This window comes from Micrococcus flavus, from assembly GCF_014204815.1.
Lineage (GTDB): Bacteria > Actinomycetota > Actinomycetes > Actinomycetales > Micrococcaceae > Micrococcus > Micrococcus flavus.
This window is the reverse complement of the sequence record NZ_JACHMC010000001.1, coordinates 2229419-2252773: the sequence shown is the minus strand read 5'-3', so window position 1 is coordinate 2252773 and position 23355 is coordinate 2229419. Positions and strand designations below refer to the sequence as shown.

The 23355-nt window shown below is 73.6% G+C and carries 21 protein-coding genes; 13 read left to right on the top strand and 8 right to left on the bottom strand.

Translation table 11 applies throughout. The annotated features are described in order from the left end of the window. Window positions 1-208 precede the first annotated feature (208 nt). Entirely contained in the window at window positions 209-2206 is a 1998-nt protein-coding gene (locus tag BJ976_RS10420; RefSeq protein WP_135030533.1) for a M13 family metallopeptidase, read from the top strand. On the opposite strand, the gene BJ976_RS10415 is transcribed toward BJ976_RS10420, so the two are convergent. Both BJ976_RS10415 and BJ976_RS10410 read right to left on the bottom strand, forming a co-directional pair. Continuing rightward, on the bottom strand, window positions 2196-2687 hold the full coding sequence (locus tag BJ976_RS10415; protein WP_229667341.1) for a MarR family winged helix-turn-helix transcriptional regulator: 492 nt from the start codon (window positions 2685-2687) through the stop codon (window positions 2196-2198). The genes BJ976_RS10420 and BJ976_RS10415 overlap by 11 nt on opposite strands. Next, the gene (locus tag BJ976_RS10410; protein ID WP_135030534.1) at window positions 2680-4554 is read right to left on the bottom strand and encodes an MDR family MFS transporter; all 1875 of its coding nucleotides are present in this window, start codon (window positions 4552-4554) and stop codon (window positions 2680-2682) included. Before BJ976_RS10410 ends, BJ976_RS10415 begins: the two co-directional genes overlap by 8 nt. A 206-nt stretch (window positions 4555-4760) precedes the next feature. Between BJ976_RS10410 and BJ976_RS10405 the strand changes: the two genes are divergently transcribed. From BJ976_RS10405 to BJ976_RS10375, 7 genes are all read left to right on the top strand, one after another. Continuing rightward, window positions 4761-5735 carry a 2-hydroxyacid dehydrogenase gene (locus BJ976_RS10405; RefSeq protein WP_229667363.1) on the top strand — a complete coding sequence of 325 codons (975 nt, stop codon included), beginning with the start codon at window positions 4761-4763 and terminating at the stop codon, window positions 5733-5735. Between the two features lie 28 nt (window positions 5736-5763). Beyond that, window positions 5764-7281, top strand: a complete 1518-nt coding sequence (gene lysS / locus BJ976_RS10400; protein WP_184231863.1) for a lysine--tRNA ligase — start codon at window positions 5764-5766, stop codon at window positions 7279-7281. 3 nt (window positions 7282-7284) lie between these two features. Then, window positions 7285-7521, top strand: coding sequence for a hypothetical protein (locus BJ976_RS10395; protein WP_135030995.1), 237 nt, complete (start codon window positions 7285-7287; stop codon window positions 7519-7521). A gap of 139 nt (window positions 7522-7660) precedes the next feature. Continuing rightward, complete coding sequence (locus BJ976_RS10390) at window positions 7661-10294, top strand: ATP-dependent Clp protease ATP-binding subunit (RefSeq protein WP_135030994.1); 2634 nt, start codon at window positions 7661-7663, stop codon at window positions 10292-10294. Window positions 10295-10428: 134 nt separating this feature from the next. After that, complete coding sequence (locus BJ976_RS10385) at window positions 10429-10629, top strand: CsbD family protein (RefSeq protein ID WP_135030993.1); 201 nt, start codon at window positions 10429-10431, stop codon at window positions 10627-10629. 206 nt (window positions 10630-10835) lie between these two features. Beyond that, a complete protein-coding gene (locus BJ976_RS10380) occupies window positions 10836-11048 on the top strand; it encodes an Rv0909 family putative TA system antitoxin (protein ID WP_221419418.1) in 213 nt (70 codons plus the stop codon). Window positions 11049-11128: 80 nt separating this feature from the next. After that, the gene (locus tag BJ976_RS10375; RefSeq protein WP_135030992.1) at window positions 11129-11641 is read left to right on the top strand and encodes an amino-acid N-acetyltransferase; all 513 of its coding nucleotides are present in this window, start codon (window positions 11129-11131) and stop codon (window positions 11639-11641) included. A 48-nt stretch (window positions 11642-11689) separates the two neighbouring features. On the opposite strand, the gene BJ976_RS10370 is transcribed toward BJ976_RS10375, so the two are convergent. After that, complete coding sequence (locus tag BJ976_RS10370) at window positions 11690-12604, bottom strand: iron-sulfur binding domain-containing protein (RefSeq protein ID WP_184231862.1); 915 nt, start codon at window positions 12602-12604, stop codon at window positions 11690-11692. Window positions 12605-12646: 42 nt separating this feature from the next. Here BJ976_RS10370 and BJ976_RS10365 point away from each other — a divergent pair, with 42 nt between their 5' ends. Further along, window positions 12647-13570 (top strand): hypothetical protein, encoded by a 924-nt coding sequence (locus tag BJ976_RS10365; protein WP_184231861.1) that lies wholly within the window; start codon window positions 12647-12649, stop codon window positions 13568-13570. 4 nt (window positions 13571-13574) lie between these two features. On the opposite strand, the gene radA is transcribed toward BJ976_RS10365, so the two are convergent. Together radA and BJ976_RS10355 are read right to left on the bottom strand one after the other, a co-directional pair. Next, entirely contained in the window at window positions 13575-14981 is a 1407-nt protein-coding gene (radA, locus tag BJ976_RS10360) for a DNA repair protein RadA (protein ID WP_135030131.1), read from the bottom strand. Window positions 14982-15047: 66 nt separating this feature from the next. Continuing rightward, window positions 15048-16217 carry an FUSC family protein gene (locus BJ976_RS10355; protein ID WP_135030133.1) on the bottom strand — a complete coding sequence of 390 codons (1170 nt, stop codon included), beginning with the start codon at window positions 16215-16217 and terminating at the stop codon, window positions 15048-15050. A gap of 200 nt (window positions 16218-16417) precedes the next feature. On the opposite strand from BJ976_RS10355, the gene BJ976_RS10350 reads away from it, so the two are divergent. The 4 genes from BJ976_RS10350 to pstB all read left to right on the top strand — a co-directional run bounded on the left by BJ976_RS10350 (window position 16418) and on the right by pstB (window position 20633). Next, complete coding sequence (locus BJ976_RS10350; RefSeq protein WP_135030217.1) at window positions 16418-17524, top strand: phosphate ABC transporter substrate-binding protein PstS; 1107 nt, start codon at window positions 16418-16420, stop codon at window positions 17522-17524. 130 nt (window positions 17525-17654) lie between these two features. Further along, window positions 17655-18617 (top strand): phosphate ABC transporter permease subunit PstC, encoded by a 963-nt coding sequence (gene pstC, locus BJ976_RS10345; protein WP_135030135.1) that lies wholly within the window; start codon window positions 17655-17657, stop codon window positions 18615-18617. Between the two features lies 1 nt (window position 18618). Beyond that, on the top strand, window positions 18619-19803 hold the full coding sequence (gene pstA / locus BJ976_RS10340) for a phosphate ABC transporter permease PstA (protein WP_167736939.1): 1185 nt from the start codon (window positions 18619-18621) through the stop codon (window positions 19801-19803). Window positions 19804-19853: 50 nt separating this feature from the next. Next, the gene (gene pstB, locus BJ976_RS10335; RefSeq protein WP_135030137.1) at window positions 19854-20633 is read left to right on the top strand and encodes a phosphate ABC transporter ATP-binding protein PstB; all 780 of its coding nucleotides are present in this window, start codon (window positions 19854-19856) and stop codon (window positions 20631-20633) included. Window positions 20634-20717: 84 nt separating this feature from the next. On the opposite strand, the gene BJ976_RS10330 is transcribed toward pstB, so the two are convergent. The 3 genes from BJ976_RS10330 to BJ976_RS10320 form a co-directional block, all read right to left on the bottom strand. Next, the gene (locus tag BJ976_RS10330) at window positions 20718-21752 is read right to left on the bottom strand and encodes an inorganic phosphate transporter (RefSeq protein ID WP_135030139.1); all 1035 of its coding nucleotides are present in this window, start codon (window positions 21750-21752) and stop codon (window positions 20718-20720) included. A 15-nt stretch (window positions 21753-21767) separates the two neighbouring features. Next, window positions 21768-22394, bottom strand: a complete 627-nt coding sequence (locus BJ976_RS10325; protein WP_135030141.1) for a hypothetical protein — start codon at window positions 22392-22394, stop codon at window positions 21768-21770. A gap of 167 nt (window positions 22395-22561) precedes the next feature. Then, window positions 22562-23236, bottom strand: a complete 675-nt coding sequence (locus tag BJ976_RS10320; protein WP_135030142.1) for a hypothetical protein — start codon at window positions 23234-23236, stop codon at window positions 22562-22564. Window positions 23237-23355 lie beyond the last annotated feature (119 nt).

Genomic DNA, 23355 nt, shown 5'->3' with positions numbered 1-23355 from the left:
CCGCCGCCTGATCCTCCCGGTCCACCGGAGGATCGCCGACGCCGGGCGCGCACCCCACGGGTGCGCGCCCGGCGTCGTCCGTGCCGCGGGGCGCTCCGACATCCGGGCCGCGGTCCGTCCGGCGGGGCTAGAGTGCGCACGGAGACCACGTGACCGCCGTCGCGTGCGGCCCCGCGGGGCGCGCGCGGCGCCACCGGAAGGACGTCCCATGACCGCCACCACCGAGACCGCCACCCCCTCGCCGCGCGAGGACCTCTACCGCCACGTCAACGCGGAGTGGCTGGACACCCACGAGATCCCCGCGGACCAGGGCGCCTTCGGGGCGTTCCTCGAGCTGCGCGACGCCGCGGAGCTCGCGGTGCGCCGGATCGCCGAGGACGCCGTCCGGGAGACGGACGGCGGCCGCACCCCCGCGCAGCCGGACGGCGTCGAGGACGAGGGCGGAGCGGCCCGGCGGCGGATCGCGGCGCTCTACGCCTCCTTCATGGACGAGGAGACGGTGGAGGCCCGGGGCCTGGAGCCCATCCGCGCCGAGCTGGACGCGGTGGCCGCCGTCGCCTCCCCCGAGGAGCTGCTGCGCCTGAGCGGCGAGCTCCAGCGCGTGGGCGTGTCCGGCCTGGTCAACGGGGGCGCGCTGAACGACGCCGGCGACCCCTCCCGCATGCTGCTGCACCTGCTGCAGGGCGGCCTCGGCCTGCCGGACGAGTCCTACTACCGGGAGGAGTCGTACGCGGACATCCTGGCCCAGTACACCGCGCACGTGGGGGCCGTGCTCGCCCTGGCCGGGATCGGCGGGGACAAGGCGGGGGCCGTGGCCCTGGGCGAGCGGGTGGTGGCCCTCGAGACGCGGATCGCCGCCGCGCACTGGGACGTGGTGCGCTCGCGCGACGCCGTGGCCCGCTACAACCTGCTCTCGCGCGACCAGCTGCTCGCCCTGTTCCCCCTGGCCCCCGCGTGGCTCGAGGGCATCGGGGCCGGCGGCTCCCGCGCGGACGAGGTGGTGGTGTGGCAGCCGGAGTTCCTCGAGGGGGTGCAGGCGCTGCTGGCCGGCCCGTCCGCCGCGGACCTGGCGGACTGGCGGGCGTGGCTGGCGCTGCAGGTGGTGCGCTCGCGCTCCTCCTTCCTGCCGGACGCGTTCGTGCAGGAGAACTTCTCCTTCTACGGGCGGCGGCTGGCCGGGACGGAGCAGGTCCGCCCGCGGTGGAAGCGCGGCGTGGCCATGGTCAACGGCGGCGTGGGCGAGGACGTGGGCCGGCTCTATGTGGAGCGGCACTTCCCGCAGGGGCACCGGGAGGCCATGGACGAGCTGGTGAGCCTCCTGCTGGAGGCGTACCGGCGCTCCATCGAGTCCCTGGACTGGATGGGCGAGGAGACGCGCCAGCGCGCGCTGGAGAAGCTCGCCATGTTCCGGCCCATGGTGGGCCACCCGAAGGCCTGGCGGGACTACTCCGCCCTCGAGGTGACCCCCGGGGAGCTCGTGGAGAACGCGCGCGCCGTCGCCCGCTTCGAGTGGGACCGGGACCTGGCGAAGATCGAGCAGGGCCCGGACCCGGACGAGTGGCACATGACGCCGCAGACCGTGAACGCCTACTACTCGCCCCTGGAGAACGCGATCGTCTTCCCGGCGGCCATCCTCCAGCCGCCGTTCTTCGACCCGGAGCGCTCGATGGCCTCGAACCTCGGCGGCATCGGCGCCGTGATCGGCCATGAGATCGGCCACGGGTTCGACGACCAGGGGGCGCGCTACGACGGCTCGGGCCGGCTGGCCGACTGGTGGACGGACGAGGACCGGCAGGCATTCGCGGAGCGCACGGGCCGGCTGGTGGCGCAGTACTCCGCGCTGTCCCCCGCGGAGGCGCCGGACCGCAGCGTGAACGGGGAGTTCACCCTCGGGGAGAACATCGGCGACCTCGGCGGGCTGGGCATCGCGTACCGCGCCCTGGAGATCTGGCGCGAGGAGCAGGGCACGCCGGGCGACGACGAGGCGGCGGGGGACCGCCAGTTCTTCGCCGCGTGGGCCGCCGTGTGGCGGCAGCTGACGCGCCCGGAGGCCATGGTCACCCGGATCGCCTCGGACCCGCACTCGCCCAACGAGTTCCGCTGCAACCAGGTGGCCAGGAACCTGGACGCCTTCCACGCGGCGTACGGCACCCGGGAGGGGGACGGCATGTGGCTGGCGCCGGAGGAGCGCGTCCTCATCTGGTGACCGGCGGCTCGTCCCCCCAGCCCGCCACGAACCGGTGCAGCAGGGTGGCGAGCATGCGCACCTCGTCCGGCTCCCAGCCGGCGAGCGCGCGGCGCAGTTCCTCTCCGGGGGCGCCGCCGCGCGCCCGGTCGAGCCGGGCGAGGCCCTCCTCGGTGGGCGTGACCAGGGTCTGACGCCGGTCCTCGGGATCGGGGGAGCGGCTCACCAGGCCCAGCCCCTCCAGTTCGCCCACCGTGCGCGAGACCTGGCCGCGGTCCATCAGGAGGTGGTCCGCCAGGGCCGAGGGGGTCGTCCGCCCCTGGCGGCAGACGGTCAGGAACGCCTTCATGGCGGCCGGCGGGAGACCCGGGCTCACGGCCTCGGCCTGGCGCTGCACCGTGCGGCGGTGGTGGACCATCAGCCGTCCGAAGGCGTCCTCGAGCTCCCCGGCCGCCGCCGCCAGCTCGTCCGTGGGCTCGGTGTGCGGAGTCGGCTCAGCCACGGCGGGACCGCCCCGCAGCGGCGAGACCGTGCACCACCCCGGCGGCGAGGACGGCGGCGCTCAGGGAGGCGCCGACCCGGAGCCAGGTCGGGCGGCCGGGAATCGGACGCATCCGGATCGCGGAGGAGGTCCGCACAGGGACCGCCGCCGGAGCCGGCTGCGCCGGGACCTGCACGTCCCGCTCCCGGGCGGGTGCGGGGGAGCCCGCGGCGGTCACCTCCTGCATCGCGTCCGCGGCGCCGTGGGTGGCGAGGTCCGCGCGGGAGGCGTCGATGCGCTCGGACGTGGTCATGCGCCCCAGCGGGATGTCGGGGAGGAACAGGATGGCGACGAGCGCGACCACGGCCAGCGGCACGCCCACGAGGAACGCCTGGGAGATGCCGGTGGCGTAGACGTCCTCGAAGATCACGCGCAGGGCCTCGGGCATCTCGGCGACGCGCGGCAGGCCGCCTGCCTGGAGGCGTCGAGCCCACTCGGCGCCCACGGGGCCGAGACCCTGCACGGCGGCCCCGATGTCCGCGCGACGCTCCTCGATCTGTCGGGGCACCACGTTCGCCACCACGGCGCCCATCACCGCGACGCCGATGCTGCCGCCGAGGGAGCGGAAGAAGGTCACGCCGGAGCTGGCGACGCCCATCTGGCGGGGGTCCGTGGTGTTCTGGACCACGAGCACGAGGTTCTGCATGGTCATGCCCACGCCCGCGCCGAGCAGGAACATGTGGACGGACACCAGCCAGAACGGGGTGTCGTAGTGGAGCGTGCCCAGCAGGGCGGACCCGGCGATCAGCAGGACCGCGCCGAGGATGAGCCATCGCTTCCACACCCCGGTGCGGGTGATGATGCCGCCCACCACGGTGGAGGAGAGGAGCAGGCCCGCGATCATGGGGATGGTCATGAGACCGGCCTGCGTCGGGGAGGCGCCGCGTGCGAGCTGCATGTACTGGGCGAGGTAGACGGACGCGCCGAACATCGCGAGGCCCGTGGCGATCGACGCGATGGTGGCCAGGGTGAACGTGCGGTCCTGGAAGAGCGTGAGCGGGATGAGCGGCTCGGACACCCTGAGCTCGGTCACCACGAAGAGCACCGCGGCGAGCACGGCGCCGCCCATCATCCACGCGGTGGTGGCGCTGGCCCACTCGAACTGGTGGCCCGCATTGGTGACCCAGATGAGCAGCAGTGCGGTGGCGGCCGCCAGCAGCACGATGCCGACGTAGTCGATCGAGACCTTGCGCGGCTCGCGCGGCGGCAGGTGGAGCGTGCGCTGGACCATGATCAGCGCGACGACCGCGAAGGGCACGGCCACGAAGAAGTTCCAGCGCCATCCCCACGCATCCGTGATGAGGCCGCCGGCGAGCGGGCCGCCCACGGTGGCGACGGCCATGACGGCGCCGAACAGGCCCATGTAGCGGCCGCGCTCCCGGGGGCTGATGATGTCCGCCATGATGACCTGGCTGAGGGCGGCCAGGCCGCCGCCGCCGAGGCCCTGCACGGCGCGGCACGCGATGAGGAACGTCGGGTCGTCGGTGAAGCCGGCCGCCGCGGAGGCGCTCACGAAGATCACGAGGGCGAGCTGGAAGAGGACCTTGCGGTCCACGAGGTCGGCGAGCTTGCCCCAGACGGGCGTCGAGATCGCGGTGGCCAGCAGCGCCGCCGTGACGACCCAGGTGTAGGCGTTCTGATCGCCGCCGATGTCGCTGATGATGACCGGCATGGAGGTGGAGACCACCGTGTTGGCGATCATCGAGACGAACATGCCGAGCAGCAGGCCGGTCAGGGCCCGCAGCACGGCGCGGTGCCGGGCGGCGTCGGCCTCGGCCCAGTCGAGTGAGAGGGCCGCGGCGGGCGCGGCGGGGGCGGGGGGCGGCATGGTGTCCTCGGGTGCAGGAGGGGCGGGCGCGGTGGCGGCCACACGCTGGTCGTCGACCGGAGCCAGTGGTTGACTCTCATCAACGGTTGATTTTGGTCAACCATACTCCTCTCCCCTCCGATCCGATGCCGCCCAGGGGGGTTACGTTGATCACCGAGGACCGATCCACCCCCGACCGAGAGGACCGCACCGTGCCCCGCTTCCTGATGATGACCCCCATCGCCGAGAACGGCATGGAGCTGCTCCGCCGGGCCGGCGAGGTGGTGAGCGGCGAGGACGTCGGCGGCGGCGACGCGCTCGCGGACCTCGTGGCCTCGGGCGACTACGACGTCGTCGTCTCCGCGCTGGACCAGAAGTTCACCGCCGAGGTGCTCGCCGGCGCGAGGATCCGGGGCATCGCGAACTACGCCGTCGGTTACAACAACGTGGACGTGGAGGCGGCCACGCGGGCCGGCATCGCCGTGGGCAACACCCCGGACGTGCTGACGGACGCCACCGCGGACATCGCGATGCTCCTGCTGCTCGGCGTGGCCCGCCGTGCCGTGGAGGGCGAGCGGATGATGCGCGAGGGCCGGTTCGAGGGCTGGTCCTGGGACCTGTTGGTGGGCAAGGACGTCCGGGGCGCCGTCCTGGGCGTGGCCGGGTTCGGGCGGATCGGCCGTGCCGTGGCCGAGCGGGCGCTGGCCTTCGGCATGGAGGTGGTCTTCGCCCCGCGCCCGCCCGCCCACCGCGAGGTCTCGGACGAGGAGCTCGGCGACCTCGCCGGCCGCGTCCGTCAGGTCACGTGGGAGGAGATGGTGGAGCAGGCGGACTACCTCTCGCTCCACGTGCCGCTCACCGAGGACACCCGCCACCTCGTGGACGCGGACGTGATCGCCCGGATGAAGGACGACGCCGTCATCGTCAACACCGCCCGCGGCCCCGTGGTGGACGAGGCCGCCCTCGTCACGGCCCTGCGCGAGGGCCGGCTGGGCGGCGCCGGCTTCGACGTCTACGAGGACGAGCCCGCGATGGCCGAGGGCCTCGCGGAGCTGTCCAACGTGATGCTGCTGCCGCACCTGGGCTCCGCGACCGAGGGCACCCGCGCCGCGATGGCCGAGCTCACCGCGCGCAACGCGATCGGCATGGCCACCGGCGGGGAGATCCCGGCGCTCGTGAACCCCGCGGTCCGCGAGGGCTGAGGAGCGCGCCTCGGTAGACTCGGGGACCGTGACCTCCGAGACCCCCGCCCCCGCCGCCGTCGACCACCACGACCAGCAGGCCGTCCGCGCCGCCAAGCGAGAGCAGCTGCTGGCCGCCGGCCGCGAGGCCTACCCCGTCCAGGTGCCCCGCACGCACACCCTCGCGCAGGTGCGCGCGGAGTTCGACGGGAAGCACGAGGCCGGCTGGGAGGACGGGCCCGAGGTCTCCGTGACCGGGCGCGTGGTGTTCCTGCGCAACACCGGCAAGCTGTGCTTCGCCACCCTGCAGGAGACCGGGGTCGACGGCGACGCCGTCCGCCTGCAGGTCATGGTCTCCCTCGCGGAGGTGGGCGAGGAGTCCCTCGCCGAGTGGAAGAGGGCCGTGGACCTCGGCGACTTCCTCTCCGTCACCGGCACCGTGATCGTCTCGCGCCGCGGCGAGCTCTCCGTCCAGGCCTCGGCCTGGGAGATGGCCTCGAAGGCGCTGCGCCCGCTGCCCGTGCTGCACGCGGACCTCAACGAGGAGACCCGCGTGCGCCAGCGCTACGCGGACCTGATCGTCCGCGACGAGGCCCGCCGGATGGTCTACACGCGCGCCAAGGTCACCTCCGCCGTGCGCCGCACGCTCGAGGGCCACGGGTACGTGGAGGTGGAGACGCCCATGCTGCAGCTCGTCCACGGCGGAGCCCAGGCCCGCCCGTTCGAGACGCACCTGAACGCGTTCGACCAGGACATGACGCTGCGCATCGCCACGGAGCTGTACCTCAAGCGCGCCGTCGTGGGTGGGATCGAGCGCGTCTACGAGATCGGCCGCGTGTTCCGCAACGAGGGCGTGGACTCCACGCACTCCCCGGAGTTCACCACCCTCGAGTCCTACGAGGCGTGGGCGGACATGCACGTCATGGCCGAGCGCATGCAGGAGATCATCCTCAACGCCGCGGACGCGGTGGGCGCGGAGCGGCGCCTCGAGACGGACAGGGGCGTCATCGACCTCGACGGCGAGTGGGCCTGGGTGTCCGTGTACCCCGGCCTGTCCGAGGCCGTGGGCCGTGAGGTCACCCCGGACACGGACGCGGAGACCCTGCGCGCGATCGCCGCGGAGCACGACGTCCCGGTGGATCCGAAGTGGGGCGCGGAGAAGCTCGTGATCGAGCTCTTCGGCGAGATCGTCGAGCCCACCCTGATGAACCCCACGTTCGTCTACGACTACCCGCCCGCCGCGCAGCCGCTGGCCCGCCCGAACCGGGACGACGACCGCGTGATCGAGGCGTGGGACCTGATCATCGGCGGCATGGAGCGCGGCACCGCCTTCTCCGAGCTGATCGACCCCGTCATCCAGCGCGAGCGCCTCACGGCGCAGTCGCGGATGGCCGCCGACGGCGACGACGAGGCCATGCAGCTCGACGAGGACTTCCTCCGCGCGCTGGAGTACGGCGCCCCGCCCATGGGCGGCATCGGCCTGGGCATCGACCGCCTGGTGATGCTCTTCACGGACGCCGGCATCCGCGAGACCATCCTCTTCCCCCTGCTCAAGCCGGAGGCCTGAGCCGTGGCGACGTTCTGGGAGTACTTCGCCGTCCTGGCCCCCTCGGTGGGCCTCGGCCTGATCTTCTGGCTCGTGATGCGCTCGCTCCTGCGCGCGGACGCGGGGGAGCGCGAGGCGCAGCGGCGTCGGCTGAGCGGCGCCGACGCCCGCGCCGCCCGCGAGGAGGCGGAGGCCCGGGAGTGGGCCGCGCGCCGCGGCCTCGGGGACGCCCCGCGCGACGACGACGGCGCGTCCCGCTGACCCTCCGGCGTCGCCCCCGCGGCGCCCCGCGCACCCCCCTCCGGCGGGCGACGGGGTCGCTTCCCCCTGTGGCGAACAGTCGCCCGTCGCGCTGTGCCGGTGCGTAGTCTCGAGCCGAACCGACGCAAGGAGTGTGCCCATGTTCGAGAGATTCACCGACCGTGCCCGTCGTGTGGTCGTGCTCGCCCAGGAAGAGGCGCGCATGCTCAACCACAGCTACATCGGCACCGAGCACATCCTGCTCGGCCTGATCCACGAGGGCGAGGGCGTCGCGGCGAAGGCGCTCGAGTCCATGGACATCTCCCTGGCCGCCGTGCGGGAGAAGGTCCAGGAGGACATCGGACAGGGCCAGCAGAACCCGCCCGGCCACATCCCCTTCACTCCGCGCGCCAAGAAGGTGCTCGAGCTGTCCCTGCGCGAGGCGCTGCAGCTGGGCCACAACTACATCGGCACCGAGCACATCCTGCTGGGCCTGATCCGCGAGGGTGAGGGCGTGGCCGCCCAGGTGCTGGTGCAGCTCGGCGCGGACCTGAACCGCGTGCGCCAGACCGTCATCCAGCTGCTCTCCGGCTACCAGGGCGGGGGCCAGGGCGGCAAGGAGACCGCCGGCGCGGGCGTCGGCGCCGGCTCCGAGTCGGGCCAGAACGCGGGCTCCGTGGTCCTGGACCAGTTCGGCCGCAACCTCACCGCGGCGGCCCACGAGGGCAAGCTGGACCCGGTGATCGGCCGCGCCCAGGAGATGGAGCGCGTCATGCAGGTCCTCTCCCGCCGCACCAAGAACAACCCCGTCCTGATCGGCGAGCCGGGCGTGGGCAAGACCGCCGTCGTGGAGGGCCTGGCCCAGGCGATCGACCGCGGCGACGTCCCGGAGACCCTCAAGAACAAGCAGCTGTACTCGCTGGACCTCGGCTCGCTCGTGGCCGGCTCCCGCTACCGCGGCGACTTCGAGGAGCGCCTGAAGAAGGTGCTCAAGGAGATCCGCACCCGCGGGGACATCATCCTGTTCATCGACGAGATCCACACGCTCGTCGGCGCCGGCGCCGCCGAGGGCGCGATCGACGCCGCCAGCATCCTCAAGCCCATGCTGGCCCGCGGCGAGCTGCAGACCATCGGCGCCACCACGCTGGACGAGTACCGCAAGCACATCGAGAAGGACGCCGCGCTCGAGCGCCGCTTCCAGCCGATCCAGGTGCCCGAGCCCTCCGTGGAGGACGCCACGCAGATCCTCCGCGGCCTGCGGGACCGCTACGAGGCGCACCACAAGGTGTCCATCACCGACGGCGCCCTCTCCGCGGCCGCGTCCCTCGCGGACCGCTACGTCTCCGACCGGCACCTGCCGGACAAGGCCATCGACCTGATCGACGAGGCCGGTGCCCGCCTGCGCATCCGCCGCATGACCGTGCCGCCGGAGATCAAGGCCTTCGAGGAGCGGATCGCCGAGGTGCGCGCCGAGAAGGAGGCCGCGATCGACGGCCAGGACTTCGAGGGCGCCGCCCGCCTGCGGGACCAGGAGCAGCAGCTCGAGGACGAGCGGCAGCGGAAGGAGGAGGCCTGGCGCACCGGCCAGGCGGACTCCGTGGCCACCGTGGACGAGGACCTCGTGGCCGAGGTGCTCTCCCTGTCCACCGGCATCCCGGTGTTCAAGCTCACGGAGGAGGAGACGGACCGCCTGCGCAACATGGAGGCCGAGCTCCATCAGCGCGTCATCGGCCAGGACGAGGCCATCAAGTCCCTGTCCCGCGCCATCCGCCGCACCCGTGCGGGCCTGAAGGATCCGAACCGCCCCTCGGGGTCGTTCATCTTCGCCGGCCCCACCGGCGTCGGCAAGACCGAGCTGGCCAAGTCCCTCGCGGAGTTCCTGTTCGGGGACGAGGGCGCGCTCATCACCCTGGACATGTCCGAGTTCCAGGAGAAGCACACGGTCTCCCGGCTCTTCGGCGCCCCTCCCGGCTACGTGGGCTACGAGGAGGGCGGCCAGCTCACCGAGAAGGTGCGCCGTCGGCCGTTCTCCGTGGTGCTCTTCGACGAGGTGGAGAAGGCCCACGCGGACCTGTTCAACTCGCTGCTGCAGATCCTCGAGGACGGTCGCCTGACCGACTCGCAGGGTCGCGTGGTGGACTTCAAGAACACCGTGATCATCATGACCACGAACCTGGGCACCCGGGACATCTCCAAGGGCGTGATGACGGGCTTCCAGTCCTCCACGGACACCTCCACGGGCTACGAGCGCATGAAGGGCAAGGTCAAGGAGGAGCTGCGTCAGCACTTCCGGCCCGAGTTCCTCAACCGCGTGGACGACGTGATCGTCTTCCCGCAGCTGCAGAAGTCCGAGATCGTGGAGATCGTGGACCTGTTCATCGCCCGCCTGGCCAAGCGCCTGGACGAGCAGGACATGTCCATCGAGCTCACCCGGGCCGCCAAGGACCTGCTCGCCGAGCGGGGCTACGACCCGGCCATGGGCGCCCGACCGCTGCGCCGCACCATCCAGCACATGGTGGAGGACCAGCTCTCCGAGAAGATCCTCTTCGGCGAGATCCCCGGCGGCTCCACCATCCACGTGGACGCCACGGGCGAGGGCCCCGAGGCCGAGCTGACGTTCTCCCACACCGGGGGCCGGAAGGCGCTCGACGGCGACGCGCCGGGCGAGCTCGAGGCGGGCGCTCCCGACCACGCCGAGGAGGGCGCCCCGGGCGCGGACGTCCCGCGCGCCCCGCGCTCCGAGGGTGAGGGCGAGGGTCCCGACGCCGGCCACGCCGCCGCGCCGCTCGACTGACCCGGGCCGACGTGCCCGTGGAGGCGGGGGAGGGGTTGACCCCTCCCCCGCCTCGCGCGTTCACTGACGGGATCGACGGGCGCCGTGCCCGTCCCCGGGACCCCTCGGGTCCCCGACCCCTCCAGGAGACGACCATGGCAGACATGGGCAACACGTTCGACAAGCTCAAGGGTGACGCGAAGGGCAAGGCCGGCGAGGCCACCGGCGACTCCCGCCTCGAGGCCGAGGGCAAGTCCCAGTCCGCCGCGGCGGGCGTGAAGGACGCCGCGCAGAACGCGGGCGACTCCCTCAAGGGCGCCGCCGACGGCGTCAAGAACGCCGTCAAGGGGGACTGACCTGCGGTGGCATCGAGGGGCCGGGCGCCGTGTGCGTCCGGCCCCTCGGTGTGTGCGGATCCGCCCGCCCCGAGAGGGGTGACGCGGCGGCGGCTCAGCTGTCAGTGTGGGGGGCGACCGCTCAGAGTGGTCCTGGCCCGCAGGGCCGTCCCGGCACCGCCGGGGCGGTGAGACCGCGGGGCAGACCCGAGACGAAGGAGGACCCCATGGTGGGCTTCGACGACATGAAGAACCTCGCGAACGAGCACTCCGACAAGATCAACGAGCACGTGGACGACGCCCAGGACCAGCACGGCGACAAGCTGGGCCAGCACGGCGACAAGGTCAACCAGGGCGTCGACGCCGCGCAGGACAAGTTCCTCGCCGGCGACGTCCAGGACAAGGCCGAGGGCCAGAGCATGGGCGGCCAGCAGGCCTGATCCCGCGTGTCCCGCAGGACCCCCGCGCCGGAGAGATCCGGGGCGGGGGTCCTGGCGTTCCCGGGACCTAGACTGACGCCATGCCCGCCGCCTCGATCACCCTCCGTCCGGCCCGTACGCAGGACGTGCACGGCATCCGCGAGCTGGTGCGGCCCCTCGCGGAGCGCCGGGTGCTGCTCCAGAAGGAGGCGGTGGCGTTCTACGAGGCCATCCAGGAGTTCGTGGTGGCGGAGGACGCGGACGGCCGGCTGGCCGGGTTCGGCGCCCTGCACGTCATGTGGCAGGACATCGCCGAGGTGCGCACCCTGGCCGTGGCGGACGGCTTCCAGGGCCGTGGGGTGGGGCATCTGCTGCTCGAGGAGCTGCTGGACCGGGCCCGCCGCGTGGGCGTCTCCCGCGTCTTCTGCCTGACCTTCGAGGTCGAGTTCTTCCGGCGCCACGGGTTCGAGGTCATGGCGGACCAGTCCGCCGTGGACCCGGAGGTCTACGCCGAGCTGCTGCGCTCCACGGACGAGGGCGTGGCCGAGTTCCTCGACCTCGCCCGGGTCAAGCCCAACACCCTCGGCAACACCCGCATGATCCGCGCCCTCTGAAGGGACGGCGGGCCGGCCCGGGTCCCCGGGCGCCCCGCCGGGGGCGCCTCAGCCGGGGAAGGCGAGGGCGCCGTCGTCGTGACGGACCAGGAGGCCGTCCGTGAGCAGGCCGGCCACGCACCGCTCCCACTGGGCGTCCTCCGGGCGGTGGGCGCCGAGGCGCCCCGTGGCGACGACGGCGTCCCGCACCTGCGCGGCCGGCACACGGCCGTGCTCCCGCACGGCGGCCATCACCGCGCCGCGCACGTGCCGGTCCGTCCCCGCCCAGGCCTGACCCCGGGGCCGCTCCTCCGGCGGCGGGGAGCCCGCGGCCACCCACGCGCAGACCTCCCGCACGGGGCAGCGGTCGCACGCGGGGGAGCGGGCGGTGCAGACCAGGGCGCCCAGCTCCATGACGGCGGCGTTCCAGGCGTTGGCCCGGTCGGCGCCCTCGGGCATCGCGGCGTGGGCGGCGGCCATCTCCGCCCGCGTGAGCGTGCGTCCGGGCAGGGCCTCGCCGCGCAGGGCGCGGGCGAGCACGCGGCGCACGTTGGTGTCCACCACGGTCTCGGGGATGCCGAAGGCGAAGCTGGACACGGCGGCGGCCGTGTACTCGCCGATCCCCGGCAGGGCCCGCAGCGCCGCGGGATCGGCCGGCACCTCGCCGCCGTGCCGCTCGACGATCGCCCGGGCCGCCTCCTGCAGCCGCAGCGCCCGCCGCGGGTAGCCGAGCCGGTCCCATGCGGTCAGCACGTCGGCGGTGGGGGCGGCGGCGAGGTCGGCGGGGGTCGGCCAGCGCTCGAGCCAGGCCCGCCAGCGGGGCAGCACCCGCACCACGGGGGTCTGCTGGAGCATGATCTCGGAGACGAGCACGCCCCACGGCGGGCAGTCCGGGTCCCGCCAGGGCAGGTCCCGGGCGTGCGCCGCGAACCAGTCCAGGATCCCCTCGTGGAGTGCGGTCAGACGGTCGGCGGGCGCGGGCATGCCGTCCACTCTAGAGCCGCGCCCGGGCCTACCCTGGATCCCATGCCCTCCTCATCCCACGAGCCCCGCAAGCGCCCGTCCGCGGCCGTCTACCGGCGTCGCCGCCTGGTGGCGGCGGTGCTGGCCGCGCTGGTGCTGCTCCTGGCCGGGTGGGGCCTGGGCGCCCTGGTCAACAGCCTCCTGCCCGCGGCCGGGGGCGACGCCGAGGCGTCCCCCAGCGCGGCGCCCACCCCCGTCTCCTCCCCGACGCCGGCGCGGGCCTCCGCCTCGGGCCTCCTCGGGCAGGACGACGCGGACGTGGCCGCGCTGCCGGCCTGCGCTCCCACGGACCTGCGCGTGGTGGCCTCCGCGGACCGGGACGCGTACCTGCGCGGCCAGGAGGCGGTGCTCCACCTGGGCGTCACGAACCTCTCGGCCCGTCCGTGCCGTGCGGACGTGGGCACGGCGGTGCAGGAGTTCCGGATCGAGGACGCCGAGGGCGGCCAGGTGCTGAGCACGCGCGTCTGCCAGGCGGACCCCACGCACCAGGAGGTGGCCCTCGAGCCGGGAGACCAGCAGCGCGCGGTGTACCGGTGGGATGGCCGGACCTCCTCGCCCGACTGCACGCGACGGGGTGGACTCACCGAACCCGGGCGCTACGCCCTCACGGTCAGCCTGGGGGACGTGAGCTCCCGGCCCGTGGCGCTGACCGTCCTCGAGGAGCGGGCTCCGGCCACCGCCTCGCCGACGCCCTCTGCCACCGCCGCACCATCGCCCTCCGCCTCGCCCTCGCCCTCTGCCACGGCCCCTGCTCCTTCCCCGGAGTCCGGGGGGTCACCGAGCCGTGCCGCGTCGCCGACCTCGCCGGCGCCGGGCACGGCCACGCCCGCCCCGGCCTCCTCCCTCGCGGCTCCGACGCCGAGCGCGCCGACGACCTCCGCCACGCCCGCCCCCGCCGCACCGGCACCGGCGTCCACGGGGGGCTGAGCGGTCAGGGTTGTCCGCCGGTCCAGGACTGGATGGAGCCGAGGGCCTCGCCCAGGGTGCCGACCTCGGCCACCGAGAAGCCGGCCGGCACCTCCCCGAGAGGCTCCGGGGTGCGGGGCACGAGGGCACGGGTGAAGCCGAGCCGCGCCGCCTCCCGGACGCGCCGTCCCACGCCCGGCACCGGCCGCACCTCGCCGGCCAGGCCCAGCTCGCCGACGGCGATCATGCCCTGGGGCACGGGTGCGCCGAGCTTGGCGGAGGCGATGGCCACCGCCACCGCGAGGTCCGAGGCCGGCTCGGCCAGGCGCACGCCGCCCACTGTGGCCACGTAGCAGTCGTCCTGCGCCAGGGCGAAGCGGGCGCGGCGCTGCAGGACGGCCAGGAGCATGTTCACGCGGGCCGCGTCCACGCCGGAGACCGTCCGGCGGGCGCTGCCGCCCCCCGAGGGGGTGAGCAGGGACTGCACCTCGGCCACCAGCGGGCGGCGGCCCTCGAGGGTCACGGTCACGCACGTGCCCTCCACGGGGTCCTTGGTCCCGGACAGGAACAGGCCGGAGGGGTCGTCGAGGGACTCGATCCCGTCCTCGCGCAGATCGAAGCAGCCGACCTCGTCCGTGGGGCCGAACCGGTTCTTCACGGCCCGCACCAGGCGCAGCCGGGAGTGGCGGTCCCCCTCGAACTGGCAGACCACGTCCACCAGGTGCTCGAGCAGGCGGGGCCCGGCGATGGCACCGTCCTTGGTCACGTGGCCCACGAGGATGGTGGTGATGCCCTTCTCCTTGGCGGTGCGGATGAGGCTCGCGGCCACCTCGCGCACCTGCGTGACGCCGCCGGCGACGCCCTCCACCTCGGCGGACTGCAGGGTCTGCACCGAGTCCACCACCACGAGCGCCGGGTCGGTCCGCTCGATCTGGCCCAGGGCGCGCCCGAGGTCCGTCTCCGCCGCCAGGCGCAGGGTGTCCGCCACCGCCCCGATCCGGTCCGCCCGGGACCGCACCTGGGCCGCGGACTCCTCGCCCGTCAGGTACAGCACGCTCCGCTCCCCGCCGCCGCCGGCGCCGCGGGCGGTCTGGGCGGCCACGTCCAGCAGGAGCGTCGACTTGCCGATGCCGGGCTCGCCGGCCAGGAGGATCACCGCCCCGGGCACGAGGCCGCCGCCGAGCACCCGGTCCAGCTCCCGCACGCCCGTGGTGCGGAAGGAGGCCAGGGTGGCGTCCACCTCCCCGATGCGCGGAGCGGGGGAGGCCACCGTGGAGGCCCGGGTGCGGCCCGGCGTCGAGCCCCCGCCGGCCTCCTCGACCGTGCCCCACGCCTGGCACTCCCCGCAGCGGCCCACCCACTTCACGGACGTCCAGCCGCACTCGGTGCAGCGGTATCCGGGGGCGCGCTTCGCGGCGGTCTTGGTGGCCATGCGCCCACTGTAGGCAGGGGCGCGGACGCGGTAGCGGCGTTCCGCCCACGGCGCGCGGCGCGGGCCTCAGACCCGCGGCAGGTAGGAGACGGCCTCGTCGTGGGAGGCCCCTGTGGCCTCGAGCAGATCGACCATCATGGGGCGCAGGAGCATCACGAGGGCCTCGCCGTGCACGGTCCCGCCGGCCAGCCGATGCGGGTCGAGGCGGGCGGCGGACGCCCCCAGGGCGTCGCGGGCCACACCGAGGGACCGGTGGCGGCCCTCCTCCTGGGGCTCCACGAGGGAGCGGTGCAGGATCTCGACGGCGTCCGCGGCGTCGTCGAACCATGCGGCCAGGCGCTCGCGGTGGTCGTCGTCCACCGCGCCGTGGTCGAGGATCGACACCACGCGACGGGCCACGATCCGCAGCGAGCGGACGGCCAGGTCGGACCGGTCCGCCGCGCGGGACATCGTCTCCACGAACCCGCGGGAGGACCGCTGCAGCGGGTTGAACGCGGCCTGCTCGGCGCTCACGCGCAGCTCCTGGCGGACCTCGTCGAGGGTGCCCTGCGTCCGCCGGCACTCCACGAGCGCCATCCACGCCGTGCGGGACTCCTCCTCGCGCAGGCTCTGCGAGAGCTCGCGCAGCACGCGGGACATGGACTCGTACAGGCCCCGCAGCTGCCGGGCCGTGCCGCGGCCGGCGTCCTGGGGGGAGAGGAACGTGACCACCAGGGCGAGGGCACCGCCCACGAGCGCGTCCCCCGAGCGGGCGAACGGACCGTGGTCCCCGAGGGGGAGCAGCACCACGAGCACGGACTGCAGGGACATCTGCATGGTGAACGTGGCGCCCGAGTCCAGGAACCGCGCCACCATCACGGAGACGAACACCACGACGACGGCCTGCCACAGCCCGCGGCCGAGGCCCGCCATCATCAGGTCGCCGATCAGGATGCCCAGCGTGCAGCCGACCGCCACCTCGGCGACCTTGCGCAGCTTGGGTTCGCGCTGGAACCCCAGCGCGATCAGCAGGGCGGTGGCGGCGAACAGGGGCTGCTCATGGCCGAGCACCCGCTCGGCGAAGGCGTACGCGCCCACGGCGCAGGTCGCCATCAGGGCGGCATGGGGCACGGAGCTGCGGACCCGCGACCACCCCGCGCGCGCACGACGCCGGGCGAACCGCACCAGGCGCCGGCCGCGGCCCGCCGGGTCCACCGCGGGGAGCGTGCCCGTGGCGGTGGCGTGGCGGTCCGTCATGCGGCCACCCTACTGCGGGCCACGAGAGCGTTCCCGCCGGCGCAGTGTGATGCACGACACTGCGCCTGTGGGGCAGTTCACCGGGTGTTCATCCCCGGCGGACACGCGATTCATGTGGCGCCCCTACCGTGGCGTACATGGCGCGGCCGGGGAATCCGGCATGCCGCCGCCACCGTCACCGCTTGGAAAGAGGCACCCTCGTGAAGGCTCTCCGCTTCGGCCGCTCGGCCGCTCTGCTCTCCGTCGCCGCCCTCGCCCTGACCGCCTGCTCCTCCGCCGACAACGGCGGCAACGGCGGCGCGAGCTCCACCGCCGAGGGCGGCGCGACCTCGGACGTGCAGGGCAACCTGGTCGGCGCCGGTGCCTCCTCCCAGGAGGCCGCCATGACCGCCTGGACCCAGGGCGTGTCCTCCGTGGCTCCGAACCTCACCGTGCAGTACTCCCCGGACGGCTCCGGCGCGGGCCGCGAGAAGTTCCTGCAGGGCGCCACCTTCTTCGCCGGCTCCGACGCCGCCATGGACGAGGAGGAGGCCGAGCAGGCCAAGCAGGTCTGCGGTGACCAGGGCGCGTTCCACGTGCCGGCCTACATCTCCCCGATCGCCGTGGCCTACAACCTGCCGGGCGTCGAGGAGAACATCAAGATGGACGCCGAGACCATCGCGCGCGTGTTCACCGGCGAGATCACCACCTGGAACGACGAGGCCATCACCTCCCAGAACGAGGGCGTCGAGCTGCCCGACACCCCGATCACCGTGGTGCACCGCTCCGACGACTCGGGCACCACCGAGAACTTCACCGCCTACCTCACCGAGGCCGCCGGCGACGCCTGGTCCTACGACGAGGTCGAGACCTGGCCGGCCGACATCACCGCCGAGTCCGCGCAGGGCACCACCGGCGTCGTGGGCCTGGTCTCCTCCAACGAGGGCGCCATCACCTACGCCGACGCCTCCGCCGTGGACGGCCTGGGCACCGTGGACGTGAAGGTCGGCGAGGAGTACGTGGCGTACTCCTCCGAGGCCGCCGCCGCCGCCGTCGAGAAGTCCGAGGCCAACGAGGACGGCTCCATCGAGCTCGACCGCGCCACCACCGAGGCCGGCGTGTACCCGGTGGTGCTGGTCTCTTACCACATCTACTGCAACCAGTACCAGAATCAGGAGACCGTCGACCAGGTGAAGGCCTTCGCCGAGTACGTCATCTCCGAGGACGGCCAGAGCACTGCTGAGGGTGCGGCCGGCAACGCGCCGATCTCCGCCGCCACCCGCGACGCCGCGATGGAGCGCATCGAGGCTATCTCCGTCCAGGGCTGACCCCTGACGCCGTCCTCGCGACGGCGCTCCTTCGGCCGCCGGGTCCACTGGGCCCGGCGGCCGAAGGCCAGGCCGGTGCGCTGCACCGGCCCTCCGTCTCTGTTCCCCCCTGACATCGAGGGAAGGCACCGTGTCCACACCCGCTCCCACGACGGCCCGCGAGTCGTCCACCCCACTGCGCGGCTCCCGAGCCGGCAGTGCCGGTGACAGCGTCTTCTCCGGCCTTGCGCTCGCCTCCGCCGTCGTCATCCTGCTGGTCCTGGCCTTCGTGGCCATCTTCCTCGTCTCCGAGGCGCTCCCGGCCATCCGCCCGGGTGCGGATCTGGACTCCCCCGTCGACAGCTTGTTCGAGTACGTCTGGCCGCTCATGGCGGGCACGGTGATGGCCGCGATCATCGCCCTCCTCCTGGCGACCCCCGTCGCGGTCGGGGTGGCGCTCTTCATCTCGCACTACGCCCCGCCGCGGATCGCCAAGCCGGTCGGCTTCATCATCGACTTGCTCGCCGCGATCCCCTCCGTGGTCTACGGCGTGTGGGGCTGGCTGACGCTGGCGCCGCTGATGGTCCCGATCTACGGCTGGCTGAACGAGCACCTCGGGTTCATCCCGTTCTTCGCCGGGGCCCCGACGACGACGGGCCGCACCCTCCTCACCTCCGGCATCGTCCTCTCGGTCATGGTGCTGCCGATCATCACCGCCCTGTGCCGGGAGATCTTCACGCAGACCCCGATCCTCCACCAGGAGGCCGCCCTGGGCCTCGGCGCCACCCGGTGGGAGATGATCAAGATGACGGTGTTCCCCTTCGCGCGCGCCGGCATCATCTCCTCGATCATGCTGGGCCTCGGCCGAGCCCTGGGTGAGACGATGGCCGTGACCATGGTGCTCTCCGGGGGCATCTTCTCCTGGTCCCTCATCCAGTCCGGGCGCAACCAGACGATCCCCTCGGAGATCGCGCTGAACTTCCCGGAGGCGTTCGGCATGCGCCTCAACGAGCTGATCGCCGCGGGCCTGATGCTCTTCATCATCACCCTCGCGGTGAACATGATCGCCCGCGCGATCGTGAACAAGCACAAGGAATTCTCGGGGGCGAACTGACGTGAGCAGCACTGTGACCACCACTCCTCCCACCGAGACCGACCTCCGCCCGCGGCGCCAGGAGTCCCTCAGCGGCGGGCGCAAGCCCGGCTGGGTCTGGATCGCCGTCCTCGTCGGCGCCGCCGTGATCGGCGCCGGGCTGACCCTGCTGCTGGCCGAGGGCTTCCCGATCGCCGCGTTCCTCGTGATCACCGCGATCCTCTACGTGCTCGGCATGTACGTGGCCACCCGCGCCATGGAGAACCGGCGCCGCGCCACCGACGGCCTGTGGCGCAACCTCGTCTGGCTGGCCTTCCTCATCGCCCTGGCCCCGCTGGTGTCCGTGCTGTGGTCCGTGGTGGCCACGGGCCTGCCGACCCTGGTGAACAACCCGCACGTGATGGCCTACGACATGCAGGGCGTCACCGGTGTCGACGACTCCAACTGGCTCGACGCCGGCACCCCGGCGGGCGGACTGGCCGGCGGCTTCGGCCACGCGCTGGTCGGCACGGTCGTCATCACCCTGCTCGCCACGATCATCTCGGTGCCGATCGGCATGCTGACCTCCATCTACCTGGTGGAGTACGGGCGGGACGGCTGGTTCTCCCGGGCCATCATCTTCTTCGTGGACGTCATGACCGGCATCCCCTCGATCGTGGCCGGCCTGTTCGCCTATGCCGCCGTCACGTGGGTCCTCGAGCAGGTCATGGGCAGCCGCCCGGAGGCCCTGCAGAACGTGCAGATGGGCTTCACCGCGGCCATCGCCCTGTCGGTGCTGATGATCCCGGTCGTCGTGCGCTCCACGGAGGAGATGCTCCGCGTCGTCCCCAACGAGCTGCGCGAGGGCGCCTACGCCCTGGGCGTGCGCAAGTGGCAGACCATCACCAAGGTCGTCCTGCCGACCGCCATCTCCGGCATCGCCTCGGGCGTCACGCTGGCGATCGCCCGTGTGGCCGGCGAGACCGCGCCGATCCTGGTGACCGCGGGCTTCGCCGTCAACGTGAACTGGGACCCGTTCGACAACTGGATGACCGCCCTGCCGGTGTTCATCTACCGCCAGCTGGTCGCGCCCACGTCGCCGACCGCGGCGGACCCGTCCACCGCCCGCGCATGGGCCGCCGCCCTCGTCCTCGTGGTGATCGTCATGGCGCTGAACCTGCTGGCCCGCGTGATCGCCAAGTCGTTCGCCCCCAAGTCCGGCCGCTGACCGACGTCGGCCCCTCCTCACCCGAGACTCCCGAAGGAATCGAAGCACCCATGTCCAAGCGCATCCAGGCCAACGACGTCGACGTCTACTACGGCACCTTCAAGGCGGTGGAGGGCGTGAACATCGAGATCGCCCCCCGCACGGTCACCGCGTTCATCGGCCCCTCGGGCTGCGGCAAGACCACGTTCCTGCGCAGCATCAACCGCATGCACGAGGTGCTCCCGGGCGCCCACGTGGAGGGCGAGCTGCTGCTCGACGGCGAGAACATCTACGCGTCCAACGTCGATCCGGTCCGCGTCCGCTCGCAGATCGGCATGGTCTTCCAGCGGCCGAACCCGTTCCCCACCATGTCCATCCGGGACAACGTCCTGGCCGGCTACAAGCTCAATGGCACGCGCCTGAACAAGGCCCGCGCGGACGAGATCGTGGAGAAGTCCCTGCGTGGCGCCAACCTGTGGAACGAGGTCAAGGACCGCCTCGACAAGCCGGGCTCCGGCCTCTCCGGCGGCCAGCAGCAGCGCCTGTGCATCGCCCGCTCCATCGCGGTGGAGCCCAACGTGATCCTCATGGACGAGCCCTGCTCGGCCCTCGACCCGATCTCCACCCTCGCGGTCGAGGACCTGATCAACGAGCTCAAGGAGGAGTACACGGTCATCATCGTCACGCACAACATGCAGCAGGCCGCGCGCGTGGCGGACAAGACCGCGTTCTTCAACATCCAGGGCGTCGGCGAGCCCGGCAAGCTCATCGAGTTCGACGAGACGAACACCATCTTCAACAACCCCTCGAACCAGCAGACCGAGGACTACGTCTCCGGCCGCTTCGGCTGAGCCGTCCCGCGCACCGCGCACGACGACGGCGACCCCCGCCCGGCACGTCCGGGCGGGGGTCGCCGTCGTGGTGGAGGCAGTCGGTCAGCCGAGGAGGCGCAGGGTCGCGAGGCCGAGGGCGAAGGCCAGGGCGCCGCACACTAGGGGCGTCAGGAGCCACCAGGCGACGACGCGGGCCAGGGTGGGCCACCGCACGGACGCGTAGGTCTGCGTCTGGCCGGCCCCCACGATGCTCGCGGTGAGCGTGTGCGTCGACGACAGGGGCAGGTGCAGCAGCAGGGACCCGAGGAAGAGCAGGACGGCCGGGACGGCCGCGGCCACGGAGGCCCGCAGCGGGTCCAGGATCACCAGGCGCTCGGTGAGGGTCCAGCCGATGCGCCAGGCCCCGCCGAGCGTGCCGGCGCCCACGGCCGCCGCGAACACCACGGCGCTGGCCGCGAACGGCCGGGTCAGGTCTGTGGCGGCGGGCAGCCCCGCGCCCAGCGCGCCCGCCGCCGCGAGCAGCCAGACCATCGCCAGCCGCTGCCCGGCCTGCACGCCGTGGCCCAGGGCCGTCATGCCCGAGGACAGGGCCAGCGCGAGGCGGGCGCGGTGCTGCACGTTCACCGTGGTGCCCGTGGTCCCCAGGCGCACCACGAGCGGCGTGAGGAGGCGCGACAGCCCCCACGCGAGCACGGGGGACAGGGCCAGGCTCAGGAGCACGTCCCGGTGGGCGTCACGGCTGAAGGCCTCGTCCAGCGGGACCCCGAGGGCCACGTGCGCCGCGAGGTGGGCCGCGGCGATCGCGGCGAGGACGGCGTGGGTCATGGAGATCGGCATCCGGAGCCACCACAGCAGCAGGCCCCACGCCAGGGCCACCGTGAGCGCCACCGCCAGACCGGGAAGCGCGCCCGCGGCCACGGCGTCCAGGCCGCCCACGACCGCGACTGCCGCCCCGAGCATCGCCATCCCCAGCAGCGTGCCCACGGTGTTCAGCACGGCCGCCATGACCAGCGCGATCCGCGGGGACAACGCCCGAAACCGGACCGGCAGCGCCACCGCATTGGGGGCGTCGCGGAAGCCCGTGACCAGCCCGAGCAGGACGGTCAGCAGCAGGACGAGGGCCAGGACAGCGGTCACGGGGCGGTCCTCCGCTCAGGACTCACGGACCAGCACCACGCCGAGGTTCGTGGAGACCCGGTGCAGGGCCGTGAGGGCTGCCTGCAGGGCGCCGGCGACCTCCCGCTGGCGGTTGAAGTCCCGCTGCAGCAGGTCCATGCCCAGGGCGGAGAGCCACTCGACCATCACGCGGTCCATGCGGCGCAGGCCGCGCTCGAGCTGCATCCAGGTGTCCTCGAGCGCGTCGAGGTCCCGCAGCAGCCCCACGGCGGCGGCCATGAGCTCGGCCTGCCGTCCCATGGTCTCGAGCAGGTCCAGGGCATGGCGGGGCAGCTCGGGCAGGTCGGCGCGGTGCACCAGCATCCCGGCCTCCACCACCCGGTGCACGGCCGTGTGGACGCCGTCCGCCAGGCGGTAGAGGTCCTGGCGGGGCAGGGGCGTCACGTAGGCGCTGCGCAGCGCGGTCAGGAGGGCCATGAGCGAGGCGGTGGCGGTCGCGTCGACGTCCTCGAGCCCGCGCTCCACGCGGTCCCGTTCCTCACCGACCGCCGCGGTGCTCTGCGCCACGGCCTGGACGGCGCGGCCGAGGCCGTCGCACAGGTCGGTCAGGTGTCGGAGGGCGGGGGAGTCCCGGGTCACGAGCCAGGGCGGACGGGGGGCCATGCTCGGCGGGTCACCTTCTTCAGCGGACGGGCCGCCGACGGTGGGTGCGGGCGGTGGGGTGGGAGGTCCAGGACGACGCCGGACCGGGGACGCCTCTCGGCGGAGGGCCGCTCGTAGCGGCGATGTGTTGGAGCCCGGGGTCACCTGCGGCCCGGCGCCGTCGGCGGTCAGTCTAGCGAGCCGTCCCGCCACGATCGAGCCGAGGCCTCCAGGGCCTCTGCGGTGGCCACCATGCGCCCCGCCCGGCCCGTGAGGCGCGCGGCATGGTCCGGGTCGGAGGCCTCGAGGGCGTCCGCGTGGTGCGTCTGCCCCAGGGCCACCACGCGCGCGTAGGCCGCGGCGCGCTCGAGGGCCACGTCCAGCTCGGCCCGGTAGGCGCCCGTGAGGATCGTGTCCGTCAGCCGGCGCAGCTCGTCCGGGCCGGGCGGCTCCACGGCCCCGGCCACGGCCCGCCAGGCGTGCGCCTCGTGCCCGGCGCGGTACCAGGCGGCCCAGCGCTCGCCGTCGCGCGCGGTGGCCTCCTGTAGCGCGTAGAGGCGCCACAGCGAGCCCGCCAGGGACACCGCCGGCGCGTCCGCCCACAGCCCCGCGAGGGTCTCCACGCCCACCTCGCGGACCAGCCCCACGAGGCGCTCGACGACGTCGGGGTCCTCCTCCGCGCGCCCGCCCGTCACGAGGGCGTGGGCCAGCCGGGCCGCGGCGGCCGCGACCTCCTGGGGGTCCTCCCCGCCGGCGAGGTCGGCGATCTCGTCCGGGGCCGTGACCCGGGGACGGTGCGGCCGGGCCAGGCCGGAGGCGGTGGAGCTCGTCCCACGACCGGTGGGGGCGCGGTGATGCGGCATGCGGGCTCCTTCCGGGCGGACGTGGTCGTGGACGCGGGGGTGGGGGTGACGCGGTGACGGGCGCGGACCACGCTAGTGGCCGCACCGGCTCGGCTACCATGGCAGGGCATCCGCGGGCT